The organism is Psychrobacillus psychrodurans (assembly GCF_050209195.1).
Taxonomy (GTDB): Bacteria; Bacillota; Bacilli; order Bacillales_A; family Planococcaceae; genus Psychrobacillus; species Psychrobacillus psychrodurans.
This window is the reverse complement of record NZ_CP189791.1, coordinates 1959713-1984008: the sequence shown is the minus strand read 5'-3', so window position 1 is coordinate 1984008 and position 24296 is coordinate 1959713. Positions and strand designations below refer to the sequence as shown.

20 protein-coding genes are annotated in these 24296 nt (G+C 34.4%); 12 read left to right on the top strand and 8 right to left on the bottom strand.

The features are described from left to right. Positions 1-22: 22 nt before the first annotated feature. The 3 genes from ACQCPR_RS09380 to plsY all read right to left on the bottom strand — a co-directional run bounded on the left by ACQCPR_RS09380 (position 23) and on the right by plsY (position 1376). Entirely contained in the window at positions 23-289 is a 267-nt protein-coding gene (locus ACQCPR_RS09380; RefSeq protein WP_427138875.1) for a hypothetical protein, read from the bottom strand. Between the two features lie 163 nt (positions 290-452). After that, positions 453-746: a HesB/YadR/YfhF family protein gene (locus ACQCPR_RS09375; protein ID WP_427138874.1), complete on the bottom strand. Its 294-nt coding sequence runs from the start codon at positions 744-746 to the stop codon at positions 453-455. Positions 747-770: 24 nt separating this feature from the next. Further along, a complete protein-coding gene (gene plsY / locus ACQCPR_RS09370; RefSeq protein ID WP_269921157.1) occupies positions 771-1376 on the bottom strand; it encodes a glycerol-3-phosphate 1-O-acyltransferase PlsY in 606 nt (201 codons plus the stop codon). 440 nt (positions 1377-1816) lie between these two features. Between plsY and parE the strand changes: the two genes are divergently transcribed. Both parE and parC read left to right on the top strand, forming a co-directional pair. Further along, positions 1817-3787, top strand: a complete 1971-nt coding sequence (parE, locus tag ACQCPR_RS09365; RefSeq protein ID WP_090569265.1) for a DNA topoisomerase IV subunit B — start codon at positions 1817-1819, stop codon at positions 3785-3787. Beyond that, positions 3784-6213, top strand: a complete 2430-nt coding sequence (parC, locus tag ACQCPR_RS09360; RefSeq protein WP_269921155.1) for a DNA topoisomerase IV subunit A — start codon at positions 3784-3786, stop codon at positions 6211-6213. The genes parE and parC overlap by 4 nt, the downstream gene beginning before the upstream one ends. A gap of 148 nt (positions 6214-6361) precedes the next feature. Here parC and ACQCPR_RS09355 read toward each other — a convergent pair whose 3' ends face one another. Next, positions 6362-6613, bottom strand: a complete 252-nt coding sequence (locus ACQCPR_RS09355) for a hypothetical protein (protein WP_427138873.1) — start codon at positions 6611-6613, stop codon at positions 6362-6364. A gap of 140 nt (positions 6614-6753) precedes the next feature. Here ACQCPR_RS09355 and ACQCPR_RS09350 point away from each other — a divergent pair, with 140 nt between their 5' ends. The 4 genes from ACQCPR_RS09350 (at position 6754) to ACQCPR_RS09335 (ending at position 10571) form a co-directional block, all read left to right on the top strand. After that, positions 6754-7311 carry a copper resistance CopC family protein gene (locus ACQCPR_RS09350; RefSeq protein WP_269921154.1) on the top strand — a complete coding sequence of 186 codons (558 nt, stop codon included), beginning with the start codon at positions 6754-6756 and terminating at the stop codon, positions 7309-7311. Beyond that, on the top strand, positions 7308-8414 hold the full coding sequence (locus ACQCPR_RS09345; protein WP_427138872.1) for a copper resistance D family protein: 1107 nt from the start codon (positions 7308-7310) through the stop codon (positions 8412-8414). The genes ACQCPR_RS09350 and ACQCPR_RS09345 overlap by 4 nt, the downstream gene beginning before the upstream one ends. An 81-nt stretch (positions 8415-8495) precedes the next feature. Next, positions 8496-8996 (top strand): N-acetyltransferase family protein, encoded by a 501-nt coding sequence (locus tag ACQCPR_RS09340; RefSeq protein WP_427138871.1) that lies wholly within the window; start codon positions 8496-8498, stop codon positions 8994-8996. 639 nt (positions 8997-9635) lie between these two features. Next, positions 9636-10571 (top strand): NADP-dependent oxidoreductase, encoded by a 936-nt coding sequence (locus ACQCPR_RS09335; protein WP_427138870.1) that lies wholly within the window; start codon positions 9636-9638, stop codon positions 10569-10571. Positions 10572-10803: 232 nt separating this feature from the next. On the opposite strand, the gene ACQCPR_RS09330 is transcribed toward ACQCPR_RS09335, so the two are convergent. Continuing rightward, a complete protein-coding gene (locus tag ACQCPR_RS09330; RefSeq protein ID WP_090569245.1) occupies positions 10804-11448 on the bottom strand; it encodes a DUF1796 family putative cysteine peptidase in 645 nt (214 codons plus the stop codon). Between the two features lie 727 nt (positions 11449-12175). On the opposite strand from ACQCPR_RS09330, the gene ACQCPR_RS09325 reads away from it, so the two are divergent. Beyond that, positions 12176-13138 carry a nucleoside hydrolase gene (locus tag ACQCPR_RS09325; RefSeq protein WP_427138869.1) on the top strand — a complete coding sequence of 321 codons (963 nt, stop codon included), beginning with the start codon at positions 12176-12178 and terminating at the stop codon, positions 13136-13138. A gap of 35 nt (positions 13139-13173) precedes the next feature. On the opposite strand, the gene ACQCPR_RS09320 is transcribed toward ACQCPR_RS09325, so the two are convergent. The 3 genes from ACQCPR_RS09320 to ACQCPR_RS09310 are packed head-to-tail and all read right to left on the bottom strand — an operon-like array spanning position 13174 to position 16949. After that, positions 13174-14304, bottom strand: coding sequence for a Ger(x)C family spore germination protein (locus tag ACQCPR_RS09320; RefSeq protein WP_427138868.1), 1131 nt, complete (start codon positions 14302-14304; stop codon positions 13174-13176). After that, positions 14291-15412 (bottom strand): GerAB/ArcD/ProY family transporter, encoded by a 1122-nt coding sequence (locus tag ACQCPR_RS09315; protein WP_427138867.1) that lies wholly within the window; start codon positions 15410-15412, stop codon positions 14291-14293. Before ACQCPR_RS09315 ends, ACQCPR_RS09320 begins: the two co-directional genes overlap by 14 nt. Before the next feature lie 16 nt (positions 15413-15428). After that, positions 15429-16949, bottom strand: a complete 1521-nt coding sequence (locus tag ACQCPR_RS09310) for a spore germination protein (RefSeq protein WP_427138866.1) — start codon at positions 16947-16949, stop codon at positions 15429-15431. Positions 16950-17263: 314 nt separating this feature from the next. On the opposite strand from ACQCPR_RS09310, the gene ACQCPR_RS09305 reads away from it, so the two are divergent. The 5 genes from ACQCPR_RS09305 to ACQCPR_RS09285 all read left to right on the top strand — a co-directional run bounded on the left by ACQCPR_RS09305 (position 17264) and on the right by ACQCPR_RS09285 (position 24199). Then, complete coding sequence (locus ACQCPR_RS09305; RefSeq protein ID WP_427138865.1) at positions 17264-17755, top strand: DUF2975 domain-containing protein; 492 nt, start codon at positions 17264-17266, stop codon at positions 17753-17755. 15 nt (positions 17756-17770) lie between these two features. Continuing rightward, entirely contained in the window at positions 17771-17992 is a 222-nt protein-coding gene (locus tag ACQCPR_RS09300) for a helix-turn-helix domain-containing protein (protein ID WP_427138864.1), read from the top strand. 44 nt (positions 17993-18036) lie between these two features. Next, on the top strand, positions 18037-18612 hold the full coding sequence (locus tag ACQCPR_RS09295; protein ID WP_427138863.1) for a hypothetical protein: 576 nt from the start codon (positions 18037-18039) through the stop codon (positions 18610-18612). A 740-nt stretch (positions 18613-19352) separates the two neighbouring features. Then, a complete protein-coding gene (locus ACQCPR_RS09290; protein WP_427138862.1) occupies positions 19353-22523 on the top strand; it encodes an ATP-binding cassette domain-containing protein in 3171 nt (1056 codons plus the stop codon). A 200-nt stretch (positions 22524-22723) separates the two neighbouring features. Continuing rightward, on the top strand, positions 22724-24199 hold the full coding sequence (locus tag ACQCPR_RS09285) for an amidase family protein (RefSeq protein ID WP_427138861.1): 1476 nt from the start codon (positions 22724-22726) through the stop codon (positions 24197-24199). Positions 24200-24296 lie beyond the last annotated feature (97 nt).

The window sequence follows — 24296 nt, the reverse complement described above, 5'->3', positions numbered from 1 at the left end:
ACAATTAGTGAATTATTTCATTCTAAACATTCAGATTCGGATTAGCGTCTTGAGTATTTTTTACTGGGTCACCATAAGCAGTATTATCTTTCTTTTTTGATTTAATATTTAATCTTATATTGCTATCATTTTGGGTGCTTTCAGCAATTGGTGAAGTAGCTTTAGCATTTATATTATTGCTTGAAGGAGAACTATTTTTTATAGGATCACCGTAAGCAGTATAGGTAGAAGTATCTTTATTATTATCCAAACTTTCGTTTGAATTAATTTTGCTTTTTTGTTGGGTCATTTGTGCGTACTCTCCTCTCTTGTTACAAATATCAACCTTATAATCTCCAAGAGAGGAAAAATTATACGTGATAAAACTTTGAATAACCATTATGTTAAAGTACGTTTAAATCCTAAGAAACTACGAAGAAACTATCCAAACAAAAAAGCGTAACCTCTAAGGGTTACGCTTTTTTGTATGCATAAGATAATTCATCTCTAGTAGAATCTAACTCTACATATAAATCATGTACATCAAAATACCATTCGTCTGTTTCTTCTATAAAAAATAAGATATCATCTTTTTTATAGGTTACAGTAGGCTCAAATGGTATGTCCTTAGTGACACCTAAGGAAAATCCTTCATGAAGAGGACTCGACCCTCCGTAACGAGCAAAAAAACGAATTGTATCGCCTTTTACAGCTTCCATTTCTGTATGAAACCAATTCATTGCTTCAGTAGATATTAGTATTTTCATACGTACCACCATACTTTCATCAGATTAGATCCAAGTTACTTTTGGTTCGGTACCCGCTTTAATACGTTTGATATTTGCTCGATGCCTATAAAATATAAATAGTGCTAGCAATAACACAATAATTATTAGCGGCCAATCATTATCTATCGTAAAGTAATAGATAACACTATAAAGGACAGCAACAATTGCTAAAATCATTGAAGTTAATGATACCATTTTCGTCAGTTTCAAGATGATAAAAAATCCAATAACTAAAATGACAAAAATTGGCCAATTATAACCTAGCAGAAGACCACCTGAGGTTGCTACAGCCTTTCCACCCTTAAACCCAGCAAAGATTGGGAACATATGACCCACAACTGCTACAATACCAAGAATAAGTGGATGAACATTTGCAGCTTCAAAAACTGCCAATGAGCCTAACAGTGTTGCTGCAGTCCCTTTCAGAATATCCAAAATAGTAACAACTAATCCAGCTTTTTTACCAAGTGTTCTAAAAGTGTTTGTACCACCTAAATTACCGCTACCATGCTCACGTATATCTATATTGTAAAATAGTTTACCAACCCATAGTCCGGATGGGAGGGAACCAATAAGATAAGCGAGTAAGAGTAAAAGAATTATAATCATAGAATACTCCTTTAATATAAATCTATATTATCCTTAACATTTTAAGTGTACCATGTACATTTGTTAGTATTCAATGCCCTAGCTAGAAAGGTTTTTCAAATCTTTTCTTAAGTCGTGATACAATTGAATAGATAAACGAAAGAAAATTACATAAAACCAAATAAATTGTTATTATTAGGTTATAATCAATGGTAGTCGAACTAGTAGAGCAGATGGGGTAGCTATACGCTTACTCCAGTTTTTTATTCCCTAATTCTATTAGTCAAGAAGGAATACTGTAAGGAAATAGAGATTGCATGAAAAGGTGGTTTGCATTCTTATAAATCTTTCCTTACAATTATATTCTGACATTAAATACTGAAAAAATTGACATAATGAGTATCCATTTGTACGCTTAAGAAATAATAAAGAACAGATGTTTTTTTTTGGAGGGAACGTATTTGAGTAAAGTTGGAACAGTAAATAGCTATAGTGATGATGATATCCAGGTCTTAGAGGGCTTAGAAGCAGTTCGTAAAAGACCAGGTATGTATATTGGTTCAACAGATGCAAGAGGTTTGCATCATTTAGTATATGAAATAGTAGATAATGCAGTAGATGAAAGTCTTGCGGGTTTTGGAGATCATATCATTGTAACAATTCATGAGGATCAAAGTATAACCGTGCGTGATTTTGGCCGAGGAATGCCAACTGGTACACATAAAACAGGAATACCAACTGCAGAAGTTATTTTTACTGTTTTGCATGCAGGTGGTAAGTTCGGTCAAGGTGGATATAAAACAAGTGGAGGACTCCATGGTGTAGGTGCATCTGTTGTCAATGCACTTTCAACGTACGTAGATGTGGAAATCCACCGTGAGGGTAAAAAGTTCCATCAAAGATTTGAAAATGGTGGTAAAGTTGTTCAATCGTTAAAACAAATTGGAACAACGAAAGAGACTGGGACATCAGTACGTTTCTTACCTGATGCCACGATTTTTTCTGTATCCAAATACAATTACGAAACATTATGTGAAAGGTTAAGAGAATCTGCTTTTCTATTAAAAGGACTAAAAATTGAGTTAATAGATGAGCGTACCGAGGCACATGACGTATTCTTTTATGAAACAGGTATAGAAGCGTTCGTTTCTTATTTGAATGAAGAAAAGGACATCCTGCACCCTGTATTTTACATGGAGGGCATACAAGATGAGATTGAAGTAGAATTTGCCTTTCAGTTCAATGATGGATATTCGGAAACCATTCTTTCATTCGTAAATAATGTACGGACACGTGATGGCGGAACTCACGAAACAGGAGCAAAAGCAGCTTTAACTAGAGTTTTTAACGAGTATGCACGTAAAACTAATCTGTTAAAAGAAAAGGCGAAAAACCTAGAAGGCTCAGATATAAGAGAAGGTATATCTGCAATTATATCCATTCGTATTCCAGAAAATATATTGCAATTCGAGGGTCAAACTAAAGGGAAACTTGGAACTAGTGAAGCTAGAGGTGCTGTCGATTCTGTTGTTTCTGAGAAATTACAATATATTTTAGAAGAAAATTCAGAGTTAGCATCCTCTCTAATACGAAAAGCAATTCGTGCACAACAAGCAAGAGAAGCTGCTAGAAAGGCACGTGAAGATGCTCGTAACGGGAAAAAGCGTAAACCTTCTGAGTTATTATCGGGTAAGCTAACTCCTGCCCAATCTAGGAACGCTGCGAAGAATGAACTTTATTTAGTCGAAGGAGACTCGGCAGGTGGGTCTGCAAAACAAGGTCGAGATCGGACATTCCAAGCAATCCTTCCACTGCGAGGAAAAGTTATTAATACAGAAAAAGCAAATCTAGCAGATATTATGAAAAATGTTGAAATTGCAACGATTATTCATGCAATTGGTGGAGGCGTTGGGGCAGAATTCCAACTTGATGATATTGCATATGACAAAATAGTCATCATGACGGATGCAGATACCGATGGTGCACATATTCAAGTACTTTTATTAACTTTCTTCTACCGTTATATGAAACCATTAATTGAAAATGGAAATATATATATTGCATTACCACCACTTTACAAAGTTTTTAAAGGTGTAGGTAAAAAAGAAGTTTCTGAGTATGCATGGACGGAAAAAGAATTGGAAGCTGCTTCCCAGAGGATTGGAAAAGGATACATACTCCAACGTTACAAAGGTCTCGGGGAAATGAATGCTGATCAATTATGGGACACAACGATGAATCCCGAAACAAGAACGCTCATTCGAGTGACCATTGAAGATGGTGCACGAGCAGAAAGACATGTGACAACTCTTATGGGAGACAAAGTAGAGCCCCGTCGAAAATGGATAGAAGCAAATGTTAACTTCAGCTTAGAAGATGATTCGAATATATTAGAAAATGATAGATTACACACGGAGGATGAATTAGCATGACACAAACCGAAAGTTATCAAAATTTGCCATTAGAAGAGGTGATCGGTGATCGGTTTGGTCGTTATAGCAAATACATCATTCAAGATCGTGCACTGCCTGATGCCCGAGATGGCCTTAAGCCCGTTCAACGCCGTATCTTATTTGCCATGTTCCAAGAAGGCAATACAAATGATAAACCATTCAGAAAATCAGCTAAAACAGTTGGGAATGTAATTGGGAACTATCATCCACATGGTGATAGTTCCGTTTATGAAGCTATGGTTCGTATGAGCCAGGACTGGAAGCTACGCCATATGACCGTAGAAATGCATGGTAATAATGGTTCTGTTGACGGAGATCCCCCAGCTGCGATGCGTTATACAGAAGCCAGACTGTCAGCTATTTCTCATGAACTACTTCGCGATATTAATAAAAATACAGTTGACTATATTCCAAACTTCGATGATTCTGATTCCGAACCGGTAGTATTACCAGCAAGATTCCCAAATTTAATCGTAAATGGATCTACAGGTATATCGGCTGGATATGCAACTGATATTCCACCCCATGCGCTACATGAAGCACTTGATGCAGTACTGATGAGAATTGAAAATCCTGCTGCCACTGTAGATGAGTTAATGAGCGTTATCAAAGGTCCCGACTTCCCTACAGGTGGGATAATACAGGGCGTAGAAGGTATTAAAAAAGCATACGAAACAGGAAAAGGTAAAATTGTAGTTCGTTCCAAAACGGAGATAGAAACTATAAAAGGTGGTAAGCAACAAATTGTTATTACCGAAATTCCTTTTGAAGTGAATAAAGCAAACCTAGTGAAGAAAATTGATGAACAAAGACATGATAAGCGTCTAGAAGGTATTGCGGAAGTTCGAGATGAATCCGACCGCACTGGTTTACGCATTGTCATTGAAATGAAAAAAGAAATAGATGCACATGGTATTCTTCAATATTTGTTAAAAAATACTGATTTACAAGTAACTTATAATTTCAATATGATTGCCATTCATAATCGAAGACCAACAATGATGACACTACCACTTTTGTTAGATTCGTATATCGACCATCAAAAAGAGGTAGTAACTCGACGAACGATTTTCGATCTGAAAAAAGCTAAGGATCGACTACATATTGTAGCGGGTCTCATTAAAGCACTTTCTATTTTGGATGAAGTAATTAAAGCAATCAGAGCATCTAAAGATAAGAGAGATGCAAAAAACAACTTAATTTCACTTTTTGATTTTTCAGAAGCACAAGCTGAAGCAATTGTTTCCTTGCAATTATATCGATTAACTAATACAGATATTACAGAACTCAAAAATGAAGAAGAAACACTCAATAAATTAGTTAAGGAATTAGAGAGCATCCTTGCAAAAGAATCAGTTCTGTTAAAAGTTATTAAAAAAGAACTTTTAACAGTACGAAAACAATTTGCAGAACCACGTAAATCAATAATTGAAGATGAAATTGAAGAGATTAAAGTAACATTAGATGTCCTTATACCAAGTGAAGAGGTATACGTTACTGTGACGAAGGACGGCTATATTAAACGGACAAGTACACGTTCATATACAGCTTCTAATGGCCAGGATTTTGCTATAAAGGATTCGGACTATTTACTTTATAAAGAGCCAATTAATATGCAGAGTCATCTGCTATTATTTACTTCTAAAGGCAATTACATTTATCAACCTGTACATGAATTACCAGATATTCGTTGGAAGGATCTTGGTCAGCATATTTCAAGCATTGTACCTTTGGATTCACAAGAAAGAATTATCCAAGTTATGGGAATCGATTCCTTTGATAAAGATTTGAGCGTTTTAACAGCTACCAAGGATGGACAAATAAAACGTTCATTGCTCTCTGATTATGTTGTACAAAGATACGCAAGACCGATTAAAACGATTAACCTGAAGAAAAACGATGAGCTAATCATGGCAGAACTCGTTGCACCATCCGATGATGTATTAATAACGACTTATGCTAGCTATTCAGTTCGCTTCTCTTTAGATGAAGTGCCAATCACAGGTGTGAAAACTGGTGGGGTTAAAGCCATTAATCTAAAAGATCAAGATTTTGTAGTAAGTGTCAATCCGATTTCACAAGAAAGCAAAGAAGATATTATGCTAATCACCCATAGAGGTGCTGTTAAAAAGATGGTCATAAATGAAATTGAGTCTGGCGTCAGAGCTAAGCGTGGGGTGCTCACATTAAGAGAGCTAAAATCGAATCCTCATCGCGTATATGATGTATTATTAGTAGAAAAAAATGACCTACTTGTTATTGAAACAGAGAAAGGTCAGGAAACAATAGAAGTAAATGCTTTCCGCCCATCGGATAGATATTCTAATGGTTCATTTGTTGTTGATACAGACAAAGATGGTCCTTTAGCTCGTGTGTGGAAACAGTCAAAAGAAGAGAATTTATAAACAAAAAAGACAGGCAAATGTAAGTACTTGTCTGTCTTTTTTTATTGATGAGAACAAGGCTCTCACATGTGGAATTGATTCTAAACTGAAAAAAAGGTTATTCAAATTCACTTACCTAATTGGCATCTCTCAACCATGTTTAAACGTGCTAATGAAAGTATGTGAAACGAAAATCAATGTTACTAAGAAAAACATCAATATAAAAAGCATCTCCATCAGGTATCATACCTTTTGTGAAATGCTTTTTGTATTTTGTATATTGCTGCTGTAGTTTTCCTTTTTTTGATTTAGTCATTCGAACGTGCGTACTAAAGTCAACCTCATTCCTTGCTATTGTTACATCTTTACCTAGATTACGCAATTGGTGCTCGCGTTTACGTTTAGCTGCGGATTTAGCCACTAAAATCACTCCTATTTAATATTATTTCTCTTTAAGGGTATCTCATCCGAAGTAAAAATACAAACTTCACACTTTCTTCATAGCTTTGTGGTATAAGTAGAAGGTAGTAAATAAAACGTATAAATTTTTGGAGGCAAATTATGAAAAAAATACTTTGGATGACAATTGCTTGTGTATTATTATTTAGCAATCACGCATTAGCACATACTGGCTTGGAAAGCTCAATTCCAGCTCAAGGGAGTACAGTAACAGAAAAGTTAAACGAGATAACACTTACGTTTTTAACAAAGATCGAAGAAACAAGCTCATTTACAGTAACAAATTCATCGGATGAACCAATTGAAGTAGACGGTATTACTGTAAATGAGAATGTGCTAACTGGTAATGTGACAGATAGCTTAGAAAATGGGACATATAAAATCAATTGGAAAATAATCGGTGCTGACGGACATCCAATGGAAGGTGTAATTGATTTCGTACTAGACGCACCTGAAGAGGTTGAAGCGGTAGAACCTATAACTGAACCAATTGATGTAGTAGAACCAAATGAAACCATTAAGGAAGAATTGGACACAACAGTAGCAGCAGATAATGAAGAAGAAGAAGAGGGATCCAATTTCACTATAGGAATTATTATTGTTCTAGTCATTATCTTGGCACTTGCTGCTTGGTGGATGACTCGGAGAAATAAAAAATGATATTTATTTTGACAACTATTAGCGAAGCACTTTTATATGTGTGCTTCGCTTTGTTGATGGGAAGCTATATTCTTTCTTTATTCCCAGACGATTTAGTTCCTACTATTGTTGTTCCTAGAAAAGTGAAATTATTTGCAGTAATTGGCATAGCGTTATTTTCTTTTGTTCCACTTATTAGTCTACTCATGTATTTATATGAAGACTATGGTTTCATCAATTCTTTACAATCCATTTTATTGACCTTTGAGGTAGGTAAATCATGGTTGTTTATGTTTATTGTAACTGTTTTTTTAGGTCTGTATATTCTTTTCTTTCATGAAAAAAAATCAGCCTATTATTCAATAGTGGGAATTTTATTAGTTTTTGTTGCAATCATTGGTGTGAGCTGGTCAAGTCATGCCAACTCTATTGAAAGCTTGAAGGGGTTAATCACTCATTTTTTACACTTTGCATCTGTTGTCATTTGGGTTGGTATATTGTTTGTAGTAGCTTGGTTTTCCCAAAATACGAATAACTGGCTTTCGTTTTTAAAATGGTTTCATATAACTGCACTTTACTGTTTTGGGATAGTTATAATCACTGGACTTTCACTGATGAGTTTTTCAACCCCATTAGATGCATATTCTGATACTTGGATGGTTTCATATGGACAAAGTTTACTTATCAAACATTTACTTATTATTCCTCTAATAGGATATGCATTTATAAATGGTGTTCTCATGAAAAAACGATTACTTAAAAACAAAAACTTCGATGCACGGCCTTGGACAAAAGCTGAGTTTTCCATACTTCTACTAATTTTTGCGGCGACTGGTGCTATGAGACAACAATCACCACCACATAATCTTTTCGAAACAATAAATAATGAAGGTTTCTCTTCTTTAATTTTACTGTTTCATGAAGTTATTGCTTTTTTAGATATAGCTGTACAAATGGTATTTAATACAGAAGGAGTAATCTTACTATGTATCTCTGCCATATTTCTTGTAATAACTCTATTCTCATTCGTTAAAAAGCAGCCAGCCATATTTGGCTTCATTATGAGTCTATTCGTCGTAATAGCGGCTTATTTTGGCCTGATGTTAAGTATTCAAATTATTTAATCGAGTTCTTTTAAAAGCATTTCCAAGGGTGTATAATCCATCTTGGAAGTGTTTTTATTTAAAGGAAAATGGGGAATATGGATGAACAAAAACATTGTGATAACTGAAATGCTACATTCTGATTGGGATTATGTAAGAGAAATTTTCATCGAGGGTATTAGAACCGGCAACGCTACATTTAGAACAGAAGCCCCGACCTGGGAAGAATGGGATGAGGATCACTTAACTAATAGCAGATTTGTCGCCAAAATGAATGGGGAAATAGTGGGGTGGGTTGCATTAACTCCAATTTCCAGTATGCGAGCTTTTTTAGGAGCAGTGGAAGTAAGTATATATATTGCTTCAAATGCTGCTGGAATGGGCGTTGGTAGTCTTTTGCTTAAACATATAATTGACTCCAGTGAGCAAAACGAAATATGGACAATTCAAGCAATGATCTTCCCAGAAAATATTGCTAGTATAAACTTACATAGGAAATTTGGTTTTGAAACTGTAGGTATTAGAAAACAAATAGGGAAATTAAACGGAGTTTGGCGCGATGTGGAATTACTTGAGCGTAGAAGTTCTAAGGTCGGTGTATAAAAGCATGGATTTTGAACTTATACCAAGATGTACGTTTAGTATAATAGTTGATATAAAGATTAGTAATCTAATGTGGGGGCTCTCTTCTTCTATTTCTGTCCTTGAAAAGTAGACAGGAAGGGGGTGCTACTTCTGACTGTGTAAATACGATTAGTATTTCAACGCCAAAGGTTACGCTTATTACAGTTAATTTTCAGATGTCATGAAAAAGTAATCGACCTATGAGTTAACTTTCGAATGAATGACACTTGCCAAACATGCCGATGCCCCTTGAAGGAAACTGATCTATTTTACCGTTTAGATGCATCCACATCTAAACGGTTTTTATATACCTTTACTATCTTGAATGATTTTAAGTTAGCAATGCATGTGAAGGAGTTGAATTTTTATGTCCCTCATTTCTTCGATAACAGAGTTATAGTTATGATTAAAAGGTTTGGATTTGTACATAATAGAAGAAGTCCGATAGACATATTTCAATTTGATCAAACGGCGGTCAAAGAGAGGTAGCAATGTACATATATAAGCTCCTCATATAAAAAGAGGCGGAACGCATAGAAAAGTTAATGACGCACTGTTCCTCTGTTTATTACAAGATAGAGTGAATGATAACCCCAAAAAAGATGAGGAGAGACCTAATTGAAGGCAATAGCTATAAAGCAATATGGTGGAAAAGAACAATTAAAAGAAATAAATATTCCAAAGCCAACTCCTAAAGAAAAACAAGTGATCGTAAAACTACACGCTACCTCTATTAATCCTATTGACTGGAAACTTCGTGAAGGATATCTAAAGGCAACGATGCCATTTGAATTTCCTATAATTTTAGGATGGGATGTTGCTGGCATAGTTGAGGAAGTAGGGGATCATGTTCAAGACTTTAAAGTTGGGGATAGAGTTTTTGCTCGTCCCGAAACAACTAACAGAGGAACTTATGCGGAATATACAATAGTTGACACGCATTTACTTGCTAAAATTCCAGATAATATAAGTTTTGAAGAAGCTGCTTGTGTTCCTCTTGCTTGCTTAACTGCTTGGCAATGCTTATTTGACTTTGGAAACATCCAAAAAGGGGATAAAGTTCTTATTCATGCAGGAGCGGGAGGGGTCGGAACGTTTGCCATCCAACTAGCAAAAAGTGTTGGTGCATATGTTGCAGCTACAGCTGGAACACATAATGTTGAGTTTTTAAAATCACTCGGAGCCGATGAAGTCATTGACTATAAAAAACAAGACTTTGAAAAAGTACTTACAGAATTTGATTTTGTACTTGATTCACTTGGAGGAGAAAACCAAGAAAAAAGCTTCACTATTTTAAAAGTAGGTGGCAAGTTAGCTTCTATTGTTTCTGAACCTAATCAAGAAAAAGCTAAAGAGAAGAATATTAAATCGGGAAATGTTTGGCTTGTTCCCAATGGACAACAGTTAGAAAAAATCGCTAATCTGTTGGGACAAAATAAATTAAGAGTAATTATTGGGCATAAATTCCCTTTTTCAGAAGAAGGTATTAAGGAAGCCCATGCTCTAAGTGAAAGTCATCATGCTAAAGGAAAAATTGTTATTCAAATAAAGTGAACAATTTAATAGTATTTTGTTTAATATAGAAGAGCTGTGTACAATTCTATTTTTTCGTCGAGAAGCTATTTTCTCCTCTCAGTAATTACTATTAAAAGTGTTAATCGCAGAGGAACGAAAAATTCCAATTTTTCAACACTAACATTGAAAAATTGGAATTTCTTTAAGGTAATAAACGTGACCAAGATATTTTAATTGATAAACATTTGTTCCTCCTTTAGTATAATTTTTTTTACCAAAAATGAGATAAAAAACGTCTTTTAAGGCGGACTCCTCTTAATGCTTCTTCCCACAAAGCATGATTCCCTTCCCATCTATCAATATTAGGAAATTCTAAAATGCATACTTTTTCAAGTGGACTTGATTTTTCGACTAACCCTGACACAGTGCTATGATTGATTAACAAGATGCTAAAATCATGTTTAACTAACTTAGACAATATATCTTGAAGGTGTGCTGCTTCCGCTAAGGTTCCTTCCGTACGAACAAACAATATTCTTTTCGCGGTTTTCATTTTTTTAAGAAATCTTTGAATTCTTCTATCATATTTCTCCATGACTTCTGGATATGAGCTTAAACTTTCAAGTGTATTAGTTTCAATACTAAAATCATGATTTGACACAATGTTATTTCTATCATCTGATACACAGATGTTGTTATCGGCATACCCAATAACCCTCAAGTTTTTATAATCTAGAAAACTCACAAAACGATTTTCTATTAGTTCACTAACATTTGATAGGTTTGGGCTAGCTACCCAGTCAAATACACCAGAGTAAGGTCTTAAATTGTGTTTTTTTAATTGGATAGAAGTTAAACAAAGATCCCCTAAACTAAATATTGCATCATATTTCCCTTTAAGTTGTGACAATTCCATTATTTCACCTCCTAACTTTAAATATTTCTCTACTATACTAGTAAATTCACTTATTCAAAGTTGCGAAGGGCATCTTCCTAATTTCCAAAAAAATAACGAGATAAGATTCCTAAAGTATATTGAAGAGGTTTTGAAACATCTATGGAAATGAATCAATTTCATAAAGAATATTATATAGTTAAATCCGAACAACGCTGATTTCCGCTCTAGGCGGACGCTTTCCGCGAACACGGCTTCAATCTCCTCGTCACTATGAAAACATATGCTCCTGCGGTTACTCGTCGCAAAGACATCGGTCAAACAAAGTTTGGCCAGTGTCTTTCCTCCGGGGCTTTCAGCTCGCGCTGTTCCCGCTGGAGTCGCCGCCTGCCACTCCAATCAACGCGATCACTTTTAAAAAGAATAATATATTGCGATATTTTGTAAACATTCGTATTTTTAAATAAAACATGTAATTATGAATTGACTAAAATATATGGATGGGGAATAGGTGGAAAAGTATAATATATTCATTTTATAGGATGGCAGAGTTCAAGAAAAACACCGATAAGAGGATTTATTTATGCTAAACCATTTCTTGATGAATAAAGTATAGTAGTAGAATTAAATCTTTTTGGTATACAGATTCGTAAGTAGGGCAAAAAGTATAGACAGAAGTGTCTTATTAGTCAAATTAAACATACTATAAGGAAATTGGGATTGGGAATGTAACAAGGAGGGGCTTTACTTGGTAAAAAAAGTACTATTATTCGGAGATATCGGTATCGATGATACAGTTGCTTTAATTTACGCAAGTTTAACTAAAAAAATAGAGATTGTTGGTATAGTTGCCGATTATGGTAATGTATCTAGAGAAGATGCAGTGTCCAATATCTATTATTTGATGAAATTGTTTGACTTTCCACAAGGTATCCCTGTTATTCGGGGAGCAGAAGTACCTTTAACAGGTGAACAGCCGACTTTCTATCCAGAAATACATGGGGAGCGTGGACTAGGACCAATTATACCGAATGATGATCACAGTTTAAAAATAGAAAACTTTTTAGAAATAGTGAATCTAATTGAAAATTATAAGGATGAACTAATTATTGTAAACATTGGTCGCCTTACTTCACTTGCGACGATGTTCATACTATACAGGGATCTTATGACAAACGTAAAAGAGTTTTATATTATGGGTGGAGCTTTTTGGATTCCAGGAAATGTTACAACCGTTGCAGAAGCAAACTTTCATGGGGATCCTGTTGCTGTGAATATCGTCTTGACGTATGCTAATAACGTTACAATTATTCCATTAAATGCAACTCAAAAGGCAATTGTAACACCTGAGATGGTTGCGTATATAGAACAATTCGGGAAAACTAAAATTTTCAAACCATTAATGGATTATTATACAGATTTTTATAAAGAACGAGACCCGTCCATTCAAGGAGGTCCCGTCCATGATGCCCTAACACTAATGGCAGCAATTCATCCTGAAATGTTCATGTTTGGATCTTATTCGGTTAAAATTGTTGATGAGCTGGATGGCCATTCAAGGGGGCAAAGTATTGCTGATACTCGACCTTACAAGCAACAAAATAGTGGTGAGAAAATACATCGTATAGCGTTTGATATCCATTATGAAAAGTTCTTTAATAATTTTTTATCTGTTATGACAAGTCAAGATTTAAATAATGGATTAACTTAAGTATGAGTATATAAGGGATTCGAAGACAAACAGCATTACTCAAAAACTCCATTTCTTAAAATGATAAAATCTATATCCACATTTACTTTCATATTTTTATACATTTCATGCCATTTTTCCTTGGTCAGTTCAGAATTTCTCACTTTGCTTCTATACTTTTCTCCAAAGCCAAAAATATCAGATTCTACTTCCTGAGCATGGGCAATAACCCTGGATATTTCATTTGATAGGTTTTTACTGATTGCTTTTTCTAGTTTCTTTACACTTTCAGGATCACCAAGATTTACATCTGGATATATTTCTAATACTCTTGCTTTTAACTTTAGATTTAGGTCAAATTCAAGTGAGGAAGTGGAAGCATCTTTTAATTTCAATTCTCTTTTTGAGCGAATGGCATCAAATACAATTGAAATTTCGCTCAAAGGGTTTTTCAGTAAACCGGGGGGGATTTCTTCTTCCTTTAACTTAGTCTCAAAAAATCCTGACTTAAAACTATCTCTTACCAGCTTTACGAAAAAACTATCCTTCACTGGAAGTGAACTTACCATTGTGCCACCTTTGAATAGAGCTATTCCACTCATTTCAATATGTTCTTCGTTTCTTTTAATAATTGGCATAGCAATATCCCTACCGATGGAATAAAAATCGTGTGCCGTTTCATGCAGAGTTGGCGAGATCATATATTCCTGACTGATGTTTTGTTCTAACAGCCTAAATATATGTTGCCCAATATCATCAATATTTTCATATTCATAATTGAGCAATGGTGCCGTTTCATCTTCTACCACAGCCATATATAGACCATTACTTACATTTGCATTTTCTAGGTTTAAGTCAATATAGTAATGGAGGTTTTCTTTAGCCAACTTTTCGCCGAACAAAATGACCCTCATTTGGCCAACCGTAATTTTTTTAGATAGTTGTCGATTAGCTTTCATACGATTACCCTTACTAGTGTCATTTTCTGTTGTAATTATTTCCACGTTACTTTGAAATTCAGGATTCACTTCGCGAATAACTGCAGTAATTTCCATTTTATCTTCAGTTCCCAAATCATAGCCGACTAAAGTCGTCAATCCTATTTTATCAAGAATACTTGTCTCAGCACATCCCGATAGAAGACTAGATAAAAAAAGAAGCATGAGACAGAAATTATACTTTTTCATCTTTTTGTCCTTTCCTTGATGTGATTTTTTTCTTCAACATAGTAATCATGAATAAGAAAATAGGATAAATAAATACGATATAGAAAGCGATTTGTCCAAAATGAGTGTTAATTGAATTTATCTGTGTGCGGGTCTGGACTATTAATGTACCAATGAAAATAAGTAAAGAGAATATCCAAACAAATTTCGTTCCGCTTATTTTGACTAATCGTATAGTCCCCCGATAAGCAGCCCATAGATAAAGACAAAGATTAGGTAAAATGATCAGCATCCAAAAACAAACCGCAACAAATTCAAATCGCTCCATAAAAGGAAAACTGATAAAACTAAACAATGTTAATGTCGCCCATATTGTTTTAAGTAACTTTCCTTCACTATAATAGGTAATCGATACCATCATGACCGAAAGATAAATAAAGGTCGTAGCTAACAAACCTAAATGCACATACTTTTTGACTTTTTTCTTTTCTTTGATGAAGGGATAAATCACATTTAAGATTTCGAAGCCAATAATCGTAAAAGTCATAGATTGTGCTCCTTTTAGTATAGAGCTAATGTTTGTTTCAAAAATAGGAAATAGTGCTTCCGATGAAGAAAATTTCATAGGGAAAATTAACATTGGAAAAATCCATAGTGCGAGTACGACACTAAAAAAAGAAACGCCGACCACTACTCGAAGTCCACCTGTAAACGCATATATAATGATAAGTAATAAGGTACCCGAAAGAAACCAAGTACCTAAATTAGGAAAAATCCATGCTTGGATAACTTCAATATAATTTCGTAAAACGGAGAAAAATGCGATAAAACAATAAACTACATAAAGGGCATTTAAAAAATTTCCAATCCAAATTCCAAAAATATCTTGTTGAATTCCATAAAGGTCATTGGAACCGTACACCTCTAGTGTCTTAATCATACAAAAAGCAACAATGTGGGTTGCAAGACCTGCAAGTAACACTGACATCCATGCATCGTGCTTTGCATCTTGATATATAATACGTTGGAACCCCTGTATCCCCACTCCAACTTGCGCACTATGAATCACAAAAAAAAGTAAATATGCACTAATCATATCTTTAGAACTAAGTCGTATTGAATTCTTCACTCATGTCACCTACAGTTCAACTTTTTTCAGGCTTTATAGGTTGGGGATCAAATTTTTCTTCATTTGTCGGTCTTGTAAGAGCCGGTCTTTTGGCAGTGAACGGTATAGGCATTCTTATAATACTATTTCGCATATCTTTCAGCCTTGGCGGATAAAAAGGGGATAAATATGGCGCACCCATACTAGATTGACGCAAAAGATGAATGAGTATAAAACAAAAAGCAAGCATAATACCATAAAAACCCCAAAATCCTGCTAGTATAATAATTGGGAAACGAATGAGTCTGATAACATTGCCCATCATATAACTTGGAGTTGTGAATGATGCTAATGCGCTTAAAGCGACAAAAATGAGTAGTATATTGCTTGTAATTCCTGCTTGGACAGCTGCTGTCCCTATTACGATACCGCCAACAATCCCAATAGTTTGTCCAATTTTTGTTGGTAATCTCGCTCCGGCTTCTCTAAGTAATTCAATAATAAATTCAAGAAGTAATGCTTCAAACACAGGTGGAAATGGAACTAATGCTCTCGATTCACTAAGTGGAACCAGGAAGGCTTGCGGGATTACTTCATAATGAAAGGTCAGTGCTCCTACATATATCGGTGTTAAAAATACTGATAAAAGAATTGCAGTAAATCTTAATAACCGAGCAAAAGTAGCAATATGCCATCTCAGGTTTTGATCCTCTTGGCTTTGAAAGAATTCAACAAACGACTGAGGACATATGATAGCCATAGAGCTACCGTCCACAATGAGACCTATTTTGCCATTTAACAGACCGTCGCAAAATCTATCTGGTCTTTCAGTCAATAGCATTTGAGGAAAAACCGACAATGAGTTATCATCAATCATCTCTGAAAGAACAGCACTGTCGATTAAAGCATCTAATTCGAGACTTGTGATTCTTTGCCTCAACGAATTTATCATTTGATCGTTTGCAATACCATTCATGTACAATAACGCAACTGATGTATTTGTGCGCTTGCCAATTGTAAATTTTTCATTACAAAGATCAGAACTCGCAATATAACGACGGATTAAGGAAATATTTGTAGAAAGGCTTTCATTAAAACCTACCTGAGCACCTATTACTTGTGATTCGTTTTCAGGTGCTGACAAACTTCGAGATTCTCGTGTGGTGATATTTGCTACCACTGCTTGAGGGTAACCATCCAGATGTATAAGGACAGATCCATGAATGATTGATTCAATCGCTTTCTCTAGTTGACCATATATATCAACTTCAGGTATGGAGAGAGCACCTTTAATATTTTCCGGTGTTTCATTATGTTTATTCTGTAAATTGGATATGATATGCTCGTTTAAGGTCTGGTCTTTAACTAAATTATCTATATAAATAATAGTAATATTGGGTGGAATAAATTTAATTATTAAATCAAATGGATTGTTAGTAGCATCTTTTATCTGCTGAATAAAGCCAGCCTTTGAAGGAGTAATCATTTTTCCATCTACGTTAGATTCTTCTACTATTATTTTCATTTGCTTCTTATTGAAAGGTAGTTTAAATTTCATCCTGAATATTAGTCTCCTTCCATTTGTTTACTTTCTTTATAGAATAGGCTTTAATGGGTTAATCTATACTTTTGTCATTAACTTTTAGTATTTCTGGATTTATTGAATAACGCAAATAATATAAAAAACCAAACGCTTGAGGCATCTAAAAAATACCTCAAGCGTTTTTTGTTCTTTCTTATTATGTTTAGTTACACAATTCCTCTCCATACGTAAAACGCAATAAAAAAATAACGTAAACCAATAATTATATATTGATAATCGATAAATGTTCTGTTATTATAAAAATTATATTAAATGTAGGAGGTACTTTTATGAAACGAGGATCAACAATTTTCTTAAAGTTAGCTGTTATTCTTATGGGAATCCCCGTTCTTGCTATGTGTATTTTTTTATTGCCCCAAATAGCTGGTGAAGCAAATGAAGCAATAGAGAAGGGATCAACATTAGCTTATGTCGTATATGGACTTTTAACTGTAATGTACATTTCGGCAATCCCATTTTACTTAGCTTTGTATCAATCTTTTAAACTTTTAAGCTTTATTGATAAAAACCAAGCTTTCTCGGAGTTATCAGTCAGAGCTCTGAAAAAGATCAAAACATATGCAATCATCATTAGTGGTTTATACGTAGTTGCTCTACCATTTGTAGCTATCATGGCAGAAGTAGATGATGCTCCTGGGTTAATAATAGTCGGTATGATCCCTATTTTTGCTTCCTTGGTGATCGCCGTTTTTGCAGCTGTTCTTCAAAGACTTTTGAAAGAAGCTATAGATATAAAAGAAGAAAATGATTTAATAGTCTGAGCTGAGGTGAATAATATGGCAATTATAATCAATATTGACGTGATGCTCGCTAAGCGAAAAATGAGTGTAACGGAACTTTCAGAAAGAGTTGGAATAACGATGGCCAATCTTTCAATCTTAAAAAATGGAAAGGCAAAAGCGTTGCGATTATCTACATTAGAAGCAATATGCAAAGCTTTAGAATGTCAACCTGGTGATCTGTTAGAATACAAAAATGAGGAAGACAACCAGGAATAATTCAGTGGCTAAAATTATTATCTAAAGAGATTTAAGGTGTGATTATGATCAAAGCAAAAACCGTTTATCTCCTTTTAACTGATACAGGAACTATTTTAACAAGGATAATTAAATCCTATACTAAAAAACCCTATAACCATGCTTCCATAACTTTTGATGATGAATTGATCGAGACATATAGTTTTGGTAGAAAAACAGCTAAAAATCCTTTTATCGGAGGATTCGTTAGAGAAGATATTCATTCTGTATTATTTAATCAAGCATACTGTGCCATCTATTCATTAACTATAACGAATGAAGAATATCAAAAGATGTATCAATATATCCAAGAAATATCTGCCAAAAGGGAATATTATCGCTATAATTTTATAGGATTATTTGGTGTAATGTTTAATAAACCAATAAATAGGAAGAATGCATTCTTCTGCTCCCAGTTTGTTGCATCAGTTCTTAAGGAAAGTCAGATCATTGGTTTTGAAATAGACCTTTCACTGGTGGAACCTTATGACTTGCCACATTCCGCAAATTTTCAATTGATTTATGAAGGAAGACTAAGTGATTATAAAGATAGTATTATGAACAAAAAAGTACATGTGCCTTATCCAATAGTTACTAGTTAAATTAGAAAAGCTACGAGTTATTATATTCAAATGCTTTAACAAAGTAAAAGTCCAATTTCTCCTTTGTAGGATAGAGAAATTGGGCTTTTTATGTTTATAAGAGAATATTATCTGCAAACCAAACATTGTTAAGAAAATATGAAGCTAAGTGAGTCAATTTCATAATTATTTGTTTCATTTTAAAATACGAATATTTACTCAATATCTCAATATATTGCTCGTTTTTAAAATACAATCCCGATGATTGGAGTGGCAGGCGGCGACTCCAGCGGGAACAGGGCGAGCTGAAAGCCCCGCAGGTACGTAGTGACGAGGAGATTGAAGCCGTGCCCGCGGAAAGCGTCCGTCTAGATCGGAAATAAGCTTGTTCGGATTTAACTATATAATATTCTTTATGAAATTGATTCAAGTAAGCAAAAATATAAAATAGTATTTGAGATATTTTTAACATTGTCAGATCAATGTAAAAGTGGGAGCGGATTAATATTATTAGTATTTTAAATGTTATAAAAGTAAAGGATACAGTTAGAGGTTTTATAAAGAAAGCAAATGAATTAAATATCGAATATCAGTGGTATACTTATTAGAACAATTGATATAAACAATTTGCTATAGATTAGTTTCAGAATAATGAATCAAATTTTATCGAATAGTTAATATATCAGGCAAGTAGCGCTTTAGTTTCAAGCTCCACTAACATGACCAATACTAAATAGAAAGAATGGATAGGATATCATAATATGAAAATAAATCAATTGATTGCAAACAATATCAATAACTTAAATTCACTACTACCAGTAGATAAATCATTAGGAATTGCTGGTTTATCTGGATCTGGTAAAACAACTTTTTGCCAAACAATTGGGGAGGAATCCAAGAAACGTCTCGTTTCATTATTACCAAAGGCTGAATATCAGTACTTATTCCCAACTATTATGGAAACCAATTTTAGTGCCATCAAGATGGAAGAAATGCCTTTAGTACTTTTTCTCGGAAAATCATCCATTTCATCCAATCCACGTTCTACCATTGGCACACATACTGGTGTGTTTAAAGAGATTCGAGATACTCTTGCTGAGCAATTTAATGTATCTCCAGAAGTTTTTTCATTTAATAATGAATTAGGCTGGTGTACCGCATGTAAAGGACGTGGTACTACCAAAAACATTGTATGTAAAAAGTGTGATGGTATGCGCTACAATTCAGAAATTCTTCAAAAAAGAATAGTATTATTGGATCAACCCCACAATATTTCAGACATTAACAACTTAAGTATCGAAACGATTCTTGCATTATCTGATGTTTTACAAATTAGTGAAGCGAAACAACATATTCTTAAGAATATTATTAATATGAACATTGGTTACTTGACATTAAATCGTATAATGGGCACTTTGTCAGGCGGGGAATTAACACGTCTTTACTTAGCAGAATTTATGGCAGCAAGTGAAAATACCGTCATAATTATAGATGAAATCTCCGTAGGGCTTGACCAACAAACACTATTGAAAATTTTAGAACAGATTAAACAATTGGGTTATAGAAATCAAATTTGGCTTATTGATCACTCAGATACAGTGCTCGACACAACCGATGAGCAGTTGTACTTTGGACCTGGAAGTGGAAAGTACGGCGGAAAAATTGTTCAAGAATCTCCGCGTCCTGAGCCAATCAATCGTGAACGAAATGAAGAAATGCCAACAGAATTCTATCATTTTCACGATCTGTATAGTCGTAATATTCAAATGGCTGAAATCCAAATTCCACAAAATAGAATTGTTACTTTTACGGGAGAGTCAGGGTGTGGTAAATCTACACTGGTTAATGAATGTATAGCCAAAGATTTTGTAAAGCGATATACAAAAGATAAACTTGTAATGGTGGGGCAAAATCGAAACCAATCAATTACAAGTCGGTCAACAGTTGCGACTTTTCTTGATATAAAAAGAAAACTCACAAAATATAGTGAAGATATCGATGATATTTTTCTGCGCTCGATTGAAGATATTATTGATGAGCTGCCAAATGAAGATATCGTTCATAAAAGATTGAGCTTATTGATCAAGCTTGGTCTTGGTTATTTGACGTTGGAAAGAAAAACACAGTCCTTATCGAATGGTGAATTTCAATGTGTTCATTTAGTTTCTGAGCTGTTTGCCAATACTAGAAACCCACATACGCTTTTCATATTTGACGAGCCTTCAAAAGGATTATCACAGAATATATTAAATCAATTCATTGATAGCGTTAGGATCATCCTTCAGGACGAGTCTGTTTCAATCATAATGATAGAACATAACTCGTACATGCTTGATAACTCAGATTTTATCGTGGATTTTGGTAAAAGACAGCTTTCACCTGTAGAACATCTTGCTGTTGAAAGTCATGATGAATACTATCTTAAGCAAAACAATGAAGATAGCATTGATTCATTACACATTGCTTCTAAGGTCCATCAACAAACTGAGATTAACTACTTAAACGAAAATCAAATCGCTTATTTTAAAGATGCTGAAAACGTCTATAAGGGAGGTATCTTAAAAAGCCTATCCTCAATGGCACGTTTGATATACGGTGAGTACGAATCTGATAAAATTGCACCGGTCATCGCCATTGATCTAGAACGTCATTTATATAGCCAATATAGTTTCCTTTATGAAATTGGGGGACTGATCAACCATATAGTAGCTGCACATCCCACCAATAAAGATACGCGAAGTTTCGATTTTTATTATCAAGACAATCATTGCCCGAGCTGTTCTGGACGCGGGGTAATTGAAGAATTTGATTTTGATGTGGTTATTCAAGATAAAACTGTGCCATTCTGGGAGGGCCAATTGCATCCTGATGTAATGGAAGTACTAAAATACTACCAATACCCAAAATTAGAGTTTTTATTTGAAGAGATAAAAAATGAACTTGGTCATGATATAAGTAAAAGTTATAATGACATGTCGGAACAAGAAAAGCATACGTTTTTGTACGGATACTGGGACAAGTCATTTTATGATAAAGCAGGCAAGACACAAAGAACATGGCAAGGCTTTAATAACATAATTGGGATGTATATGTTCATTTCGAAATCGATTATTAAAGAGCATATGAAAGCGTCTAAAGAAATGATTACTTGTCCGATTTGCAAAGGCTCCATACTAAAACATCATAAACAGCTCAAATTTGGAGACATGGATATTAGAGAAATTATAAAACAACCGCTTAACAAAGCTATGAAAACTGTAGGAGAATTACCGGAGCTAGTAAAATTAAAAGCTATTGTTGGTAGCGAAATGATTTTGACAGAAGATGTCTCACTGTTGCCTAGAGAAACACAAGTATCCCTTAAAATGCTTGAATTAGAACTTGCAAGCTTTGCTGGTTATGAAATTGTACTACAAAATGTATTACCATTCTGGAACAGCATTAAGGACAATATTGAATCTATTAGTAACAATAATAAGGTAACCATCTGTGATTTTGACAATATTAATGAAACTAGAGAAACTATCATTGATAAGTATTTCACTAATGGAAAATACAAAAAACTAACATATGTATACGAAGCATTCGGATACAAAAAACTTGTTACCCAAACTAATAAAATAAAGAAAAGTCATCCATGTCCATTCTGTAAAGGAAAGAAAGTCATAGCTGAAGATAATCTACATGACGGCGTGCATAAATTAACGATACCTTGTGTAAGTTGTAATGCTACTGGTATCAATGATGAGGGACTAGAGGAAGTTGTGGAAGGGGTAACAGTTAAGACTTGGCTTACCGGAAAAGTTAGCGATGTTGTTAATGAAAGTACAAGCCTTGAATCTGTTACAGATCTTCTAGTTTTCAAGCGTATTCGTGAGTTAAATAAAAAGGAAATGATGGCAATTTACCAATACCTTGAGCAAAATAATTAAATTGGGACAAAAATTTATAGCTAGTGATAAAACTCATTTGCATTAATTGCGAATGAGTTTATATGTTATTCAGGAGACGGTCTTCTGTTAAAATGTTGTTAAGCATGTTTTAACAGAACATGTTAATTGAGGAATAATTATGTTTATTAATATCTAAATATTTCGTTTTTTATAACAAGTTTTTTTAGGAGGAATTATTAGTGACTATTATTTTTAATAAGTTTTGCAAAGAAGAATTAACGATTAGTGATATACAAGATGCAATGGAAAAAGGGGACCTAACATCAAAAGAATTGGTTATGTATTACCTATATAGAATCGCAAAGTATGACCAGGATGAACCAAACATAAACTCAGTACTTGAGATAAACCCAGATGCTATTTTCATAGCTGAAGCATTGGATCATGAAAGAAAAATAAAAGGTACTCGAGGACCATTGCACGGAATTCCTATATTGTTAAAAGATAATATTGAAACATGTGACTCAATGCATACGAGTGCAGGTACTCTTGCATTAGAGAATTATACTGCAAGCAAAGATGCATTTCTTGTTGAAAAGCTTCGTGATGCAGGAGCAGTCATTTTAGGTAAAACTAATATGACGGAGCTAGCTAACGGTATGTCAAGTAAAACGTGGGCAGGTTACAGTTCAAGAGGTGGACAGGTATTAAATCCTTATGGAGATTCAGACCTTTTTGTTGGCGGTTCTAGCTCTGGATCTGCAGTCGCTGTTGCTGCAAATTTCACTGTTTTATCCGTTGGTACAGAGACAGATGCTTCCATTCTTAGTCCGGCAATTCAAAACTCAGTTGTAGGTATTAAACCAACAGTAGGCTTAATTAGTCGAAGAGGAATTATTCCTTTTACATACTCTCAGGACACAGCAGGACCATTTGCAAGGACCGTTACGGATGTTGCGATTTTACTTACGGCTCTATCTGGTGTGGATAGGTTTGATCCTGCAACATATAAAAGTGAAGGTAGAGTCGAACAGGATTATTCTATTTATCTAGACTCCAAAGGTCTTAGAGGAGCTAAGATAGGTGTATATAATAACGTAACTAGTAATTTTCTTAACTCAGATGAGTACGATGATGAATTATTTAATAATGTTATAGATTCGATTCGTGACCAAGGAGCTGAAATATTTAAAGATATTGATATTCCATCATTTCATAGAAATTGGAAGTGGGGAGTAACTCTATACGAGATGAAACATAGTTTAAATAATTTCCTTTCACAGCTACCACCTAGTCTACCTGTTCACTCAATTAATGAGTTAATTGAATTCAATAAAGGTATAAAAGATAAGGCACTTAAATATGGACAGAATAAATTAGAACAAAGAGAACCTCTCTCTAATACACTAAGAAGTCCAGAATATTTATTAGCGAAATTGGAAGATATATATTATTCACAGGAACAGGGAATCGATCTTGTTTTGAAAAAATATGACCTCGACGCCATTCTTTTTCCGTCTTATATAGGATCAACAATTTGTGCAAAAGCAGGATACCCATCTATTGCTCTGCCTGCTGGATATATGAAAAGTGGAAGACCTTTTGGCATCACATTTGCAGGTACTGCATTTAGCGAAGGAAAATTAATTAAACTAGCATATGCATTTGAGCAGGCGACAAAACTAAGACTAAGTCCGATATTGCCATATGCTTAATACTTATACTTCAAGTGAATTGTTTTTATCTATGAAAATTAAATATATTTATACAAACTCACCATTTTTTAGGTAAAAGTGTTATACTCATAAATAT

What these genes read in the sequence shown, in the direction of transcription:
- ACQCPR_RS09380 (WP_427138875.1), bottom strand. Translation starts at nt 289, where the DNA reads ATGACCCAACAAAAAAGCAAAATTAATTCAAACGAAAGTTTGGATAAT.
- ACQCPR_RS09375 (WP_427138874.1), bottom strand. Translation starts at nt 746, where the DNA reads ATGAAAATACTAATATCTACTGAAGCAATGAATTGGTTTCATACAGAA.
- plsY (WP_269921157.1), bottom strand. Translation starts at nt 1,376, where the DNA reads ATGATTATAATTCTTTTACTCTTACTCGCTTATCTTATTGGTTCCCTC.
- parC (WP_269921155.1), top strand. Translation starts at nt 3,784, where the DNA reads ATGACACAAACCGAAAGTTATCAAAATTTGCCATTAGAAGAGGTGATC.
- ACQCPR_RS09350 (WP_269921154.1), top strand. Translation starts at nt 6,754, where the DNA reads ATGAAAAAAATACTTTGGATGACAATTGCTTGTGTATTATTATTTAGC.
- ACQCPR_RS09345 (WP_427138872.1), top strand. Translation starts at nt 7,308, where the DNA reads ATGATATTTATTTTGACAACTATTAGCGAAGCACTTTTATATGTGTGC.
- ACQCPR_RS09340 (WP_427138871.1), top strand. Translation starts at nt 8,496, where the DNA reads ATGAACAAAAACATTGTGATAACTGAAATGCTACATTCTGATTGGGAT.
- ACQCPR_RS09330 (WP_090569245.1), bottom strand. Translation starts at nt 11,448, where the DNA reads ATGGAATTGTCACAACTTAAAGGGAAATATGATGCAATATTTAGTTTA.
- ACQCPR_RS09320 (WP_427138868.1), bottom strand. Translation starts at nt 14,304, where the DNA reads ATGAAAAAGTATAATTTCTGTCTCATGCTTCTTTTTTTATCTAGTCTT.
- ACQCPR_RS09310 (WP_427138866.1), bottom strand. Translation starts at nt 16,949, where the DNA reads ATGAAATTTAAACTACCTTTCAATAAGAAGCAAATGAAAATAATAGTA.
- ACQCPR_RS09305 (WP_427138865.1), top strand. Translation starts at nt 17,264, where the DNA reads ATGAAACGAGGATCAACAATTTTCTTAAAGTTAGCTGTTATTCTTATG.
- ACQCPR_RS09300 (WP_427138864.1), top strand. Translation starts at nt 17,771, where the DNA reads ATGGCAATTATAATCAATATTGACGTGATGCTCGCTAAGCGAAAAATG.
- ACQCPR_RS09295 (WP_427138863.1), top strand. Translation starts at nt 18,037, where the DNA reads ATGATCAAAGCAAAAACCGTTTATCTCCTTTTAACTGATACAGGAACT.
- ACQCPR_RS09290 (WP_427138862.1), top strand. Translation starts at nt 19,353, where the DNA reads ATGAAAATAAATCAATTGATTGCAAACAATATCAATAACTTAAATTCA.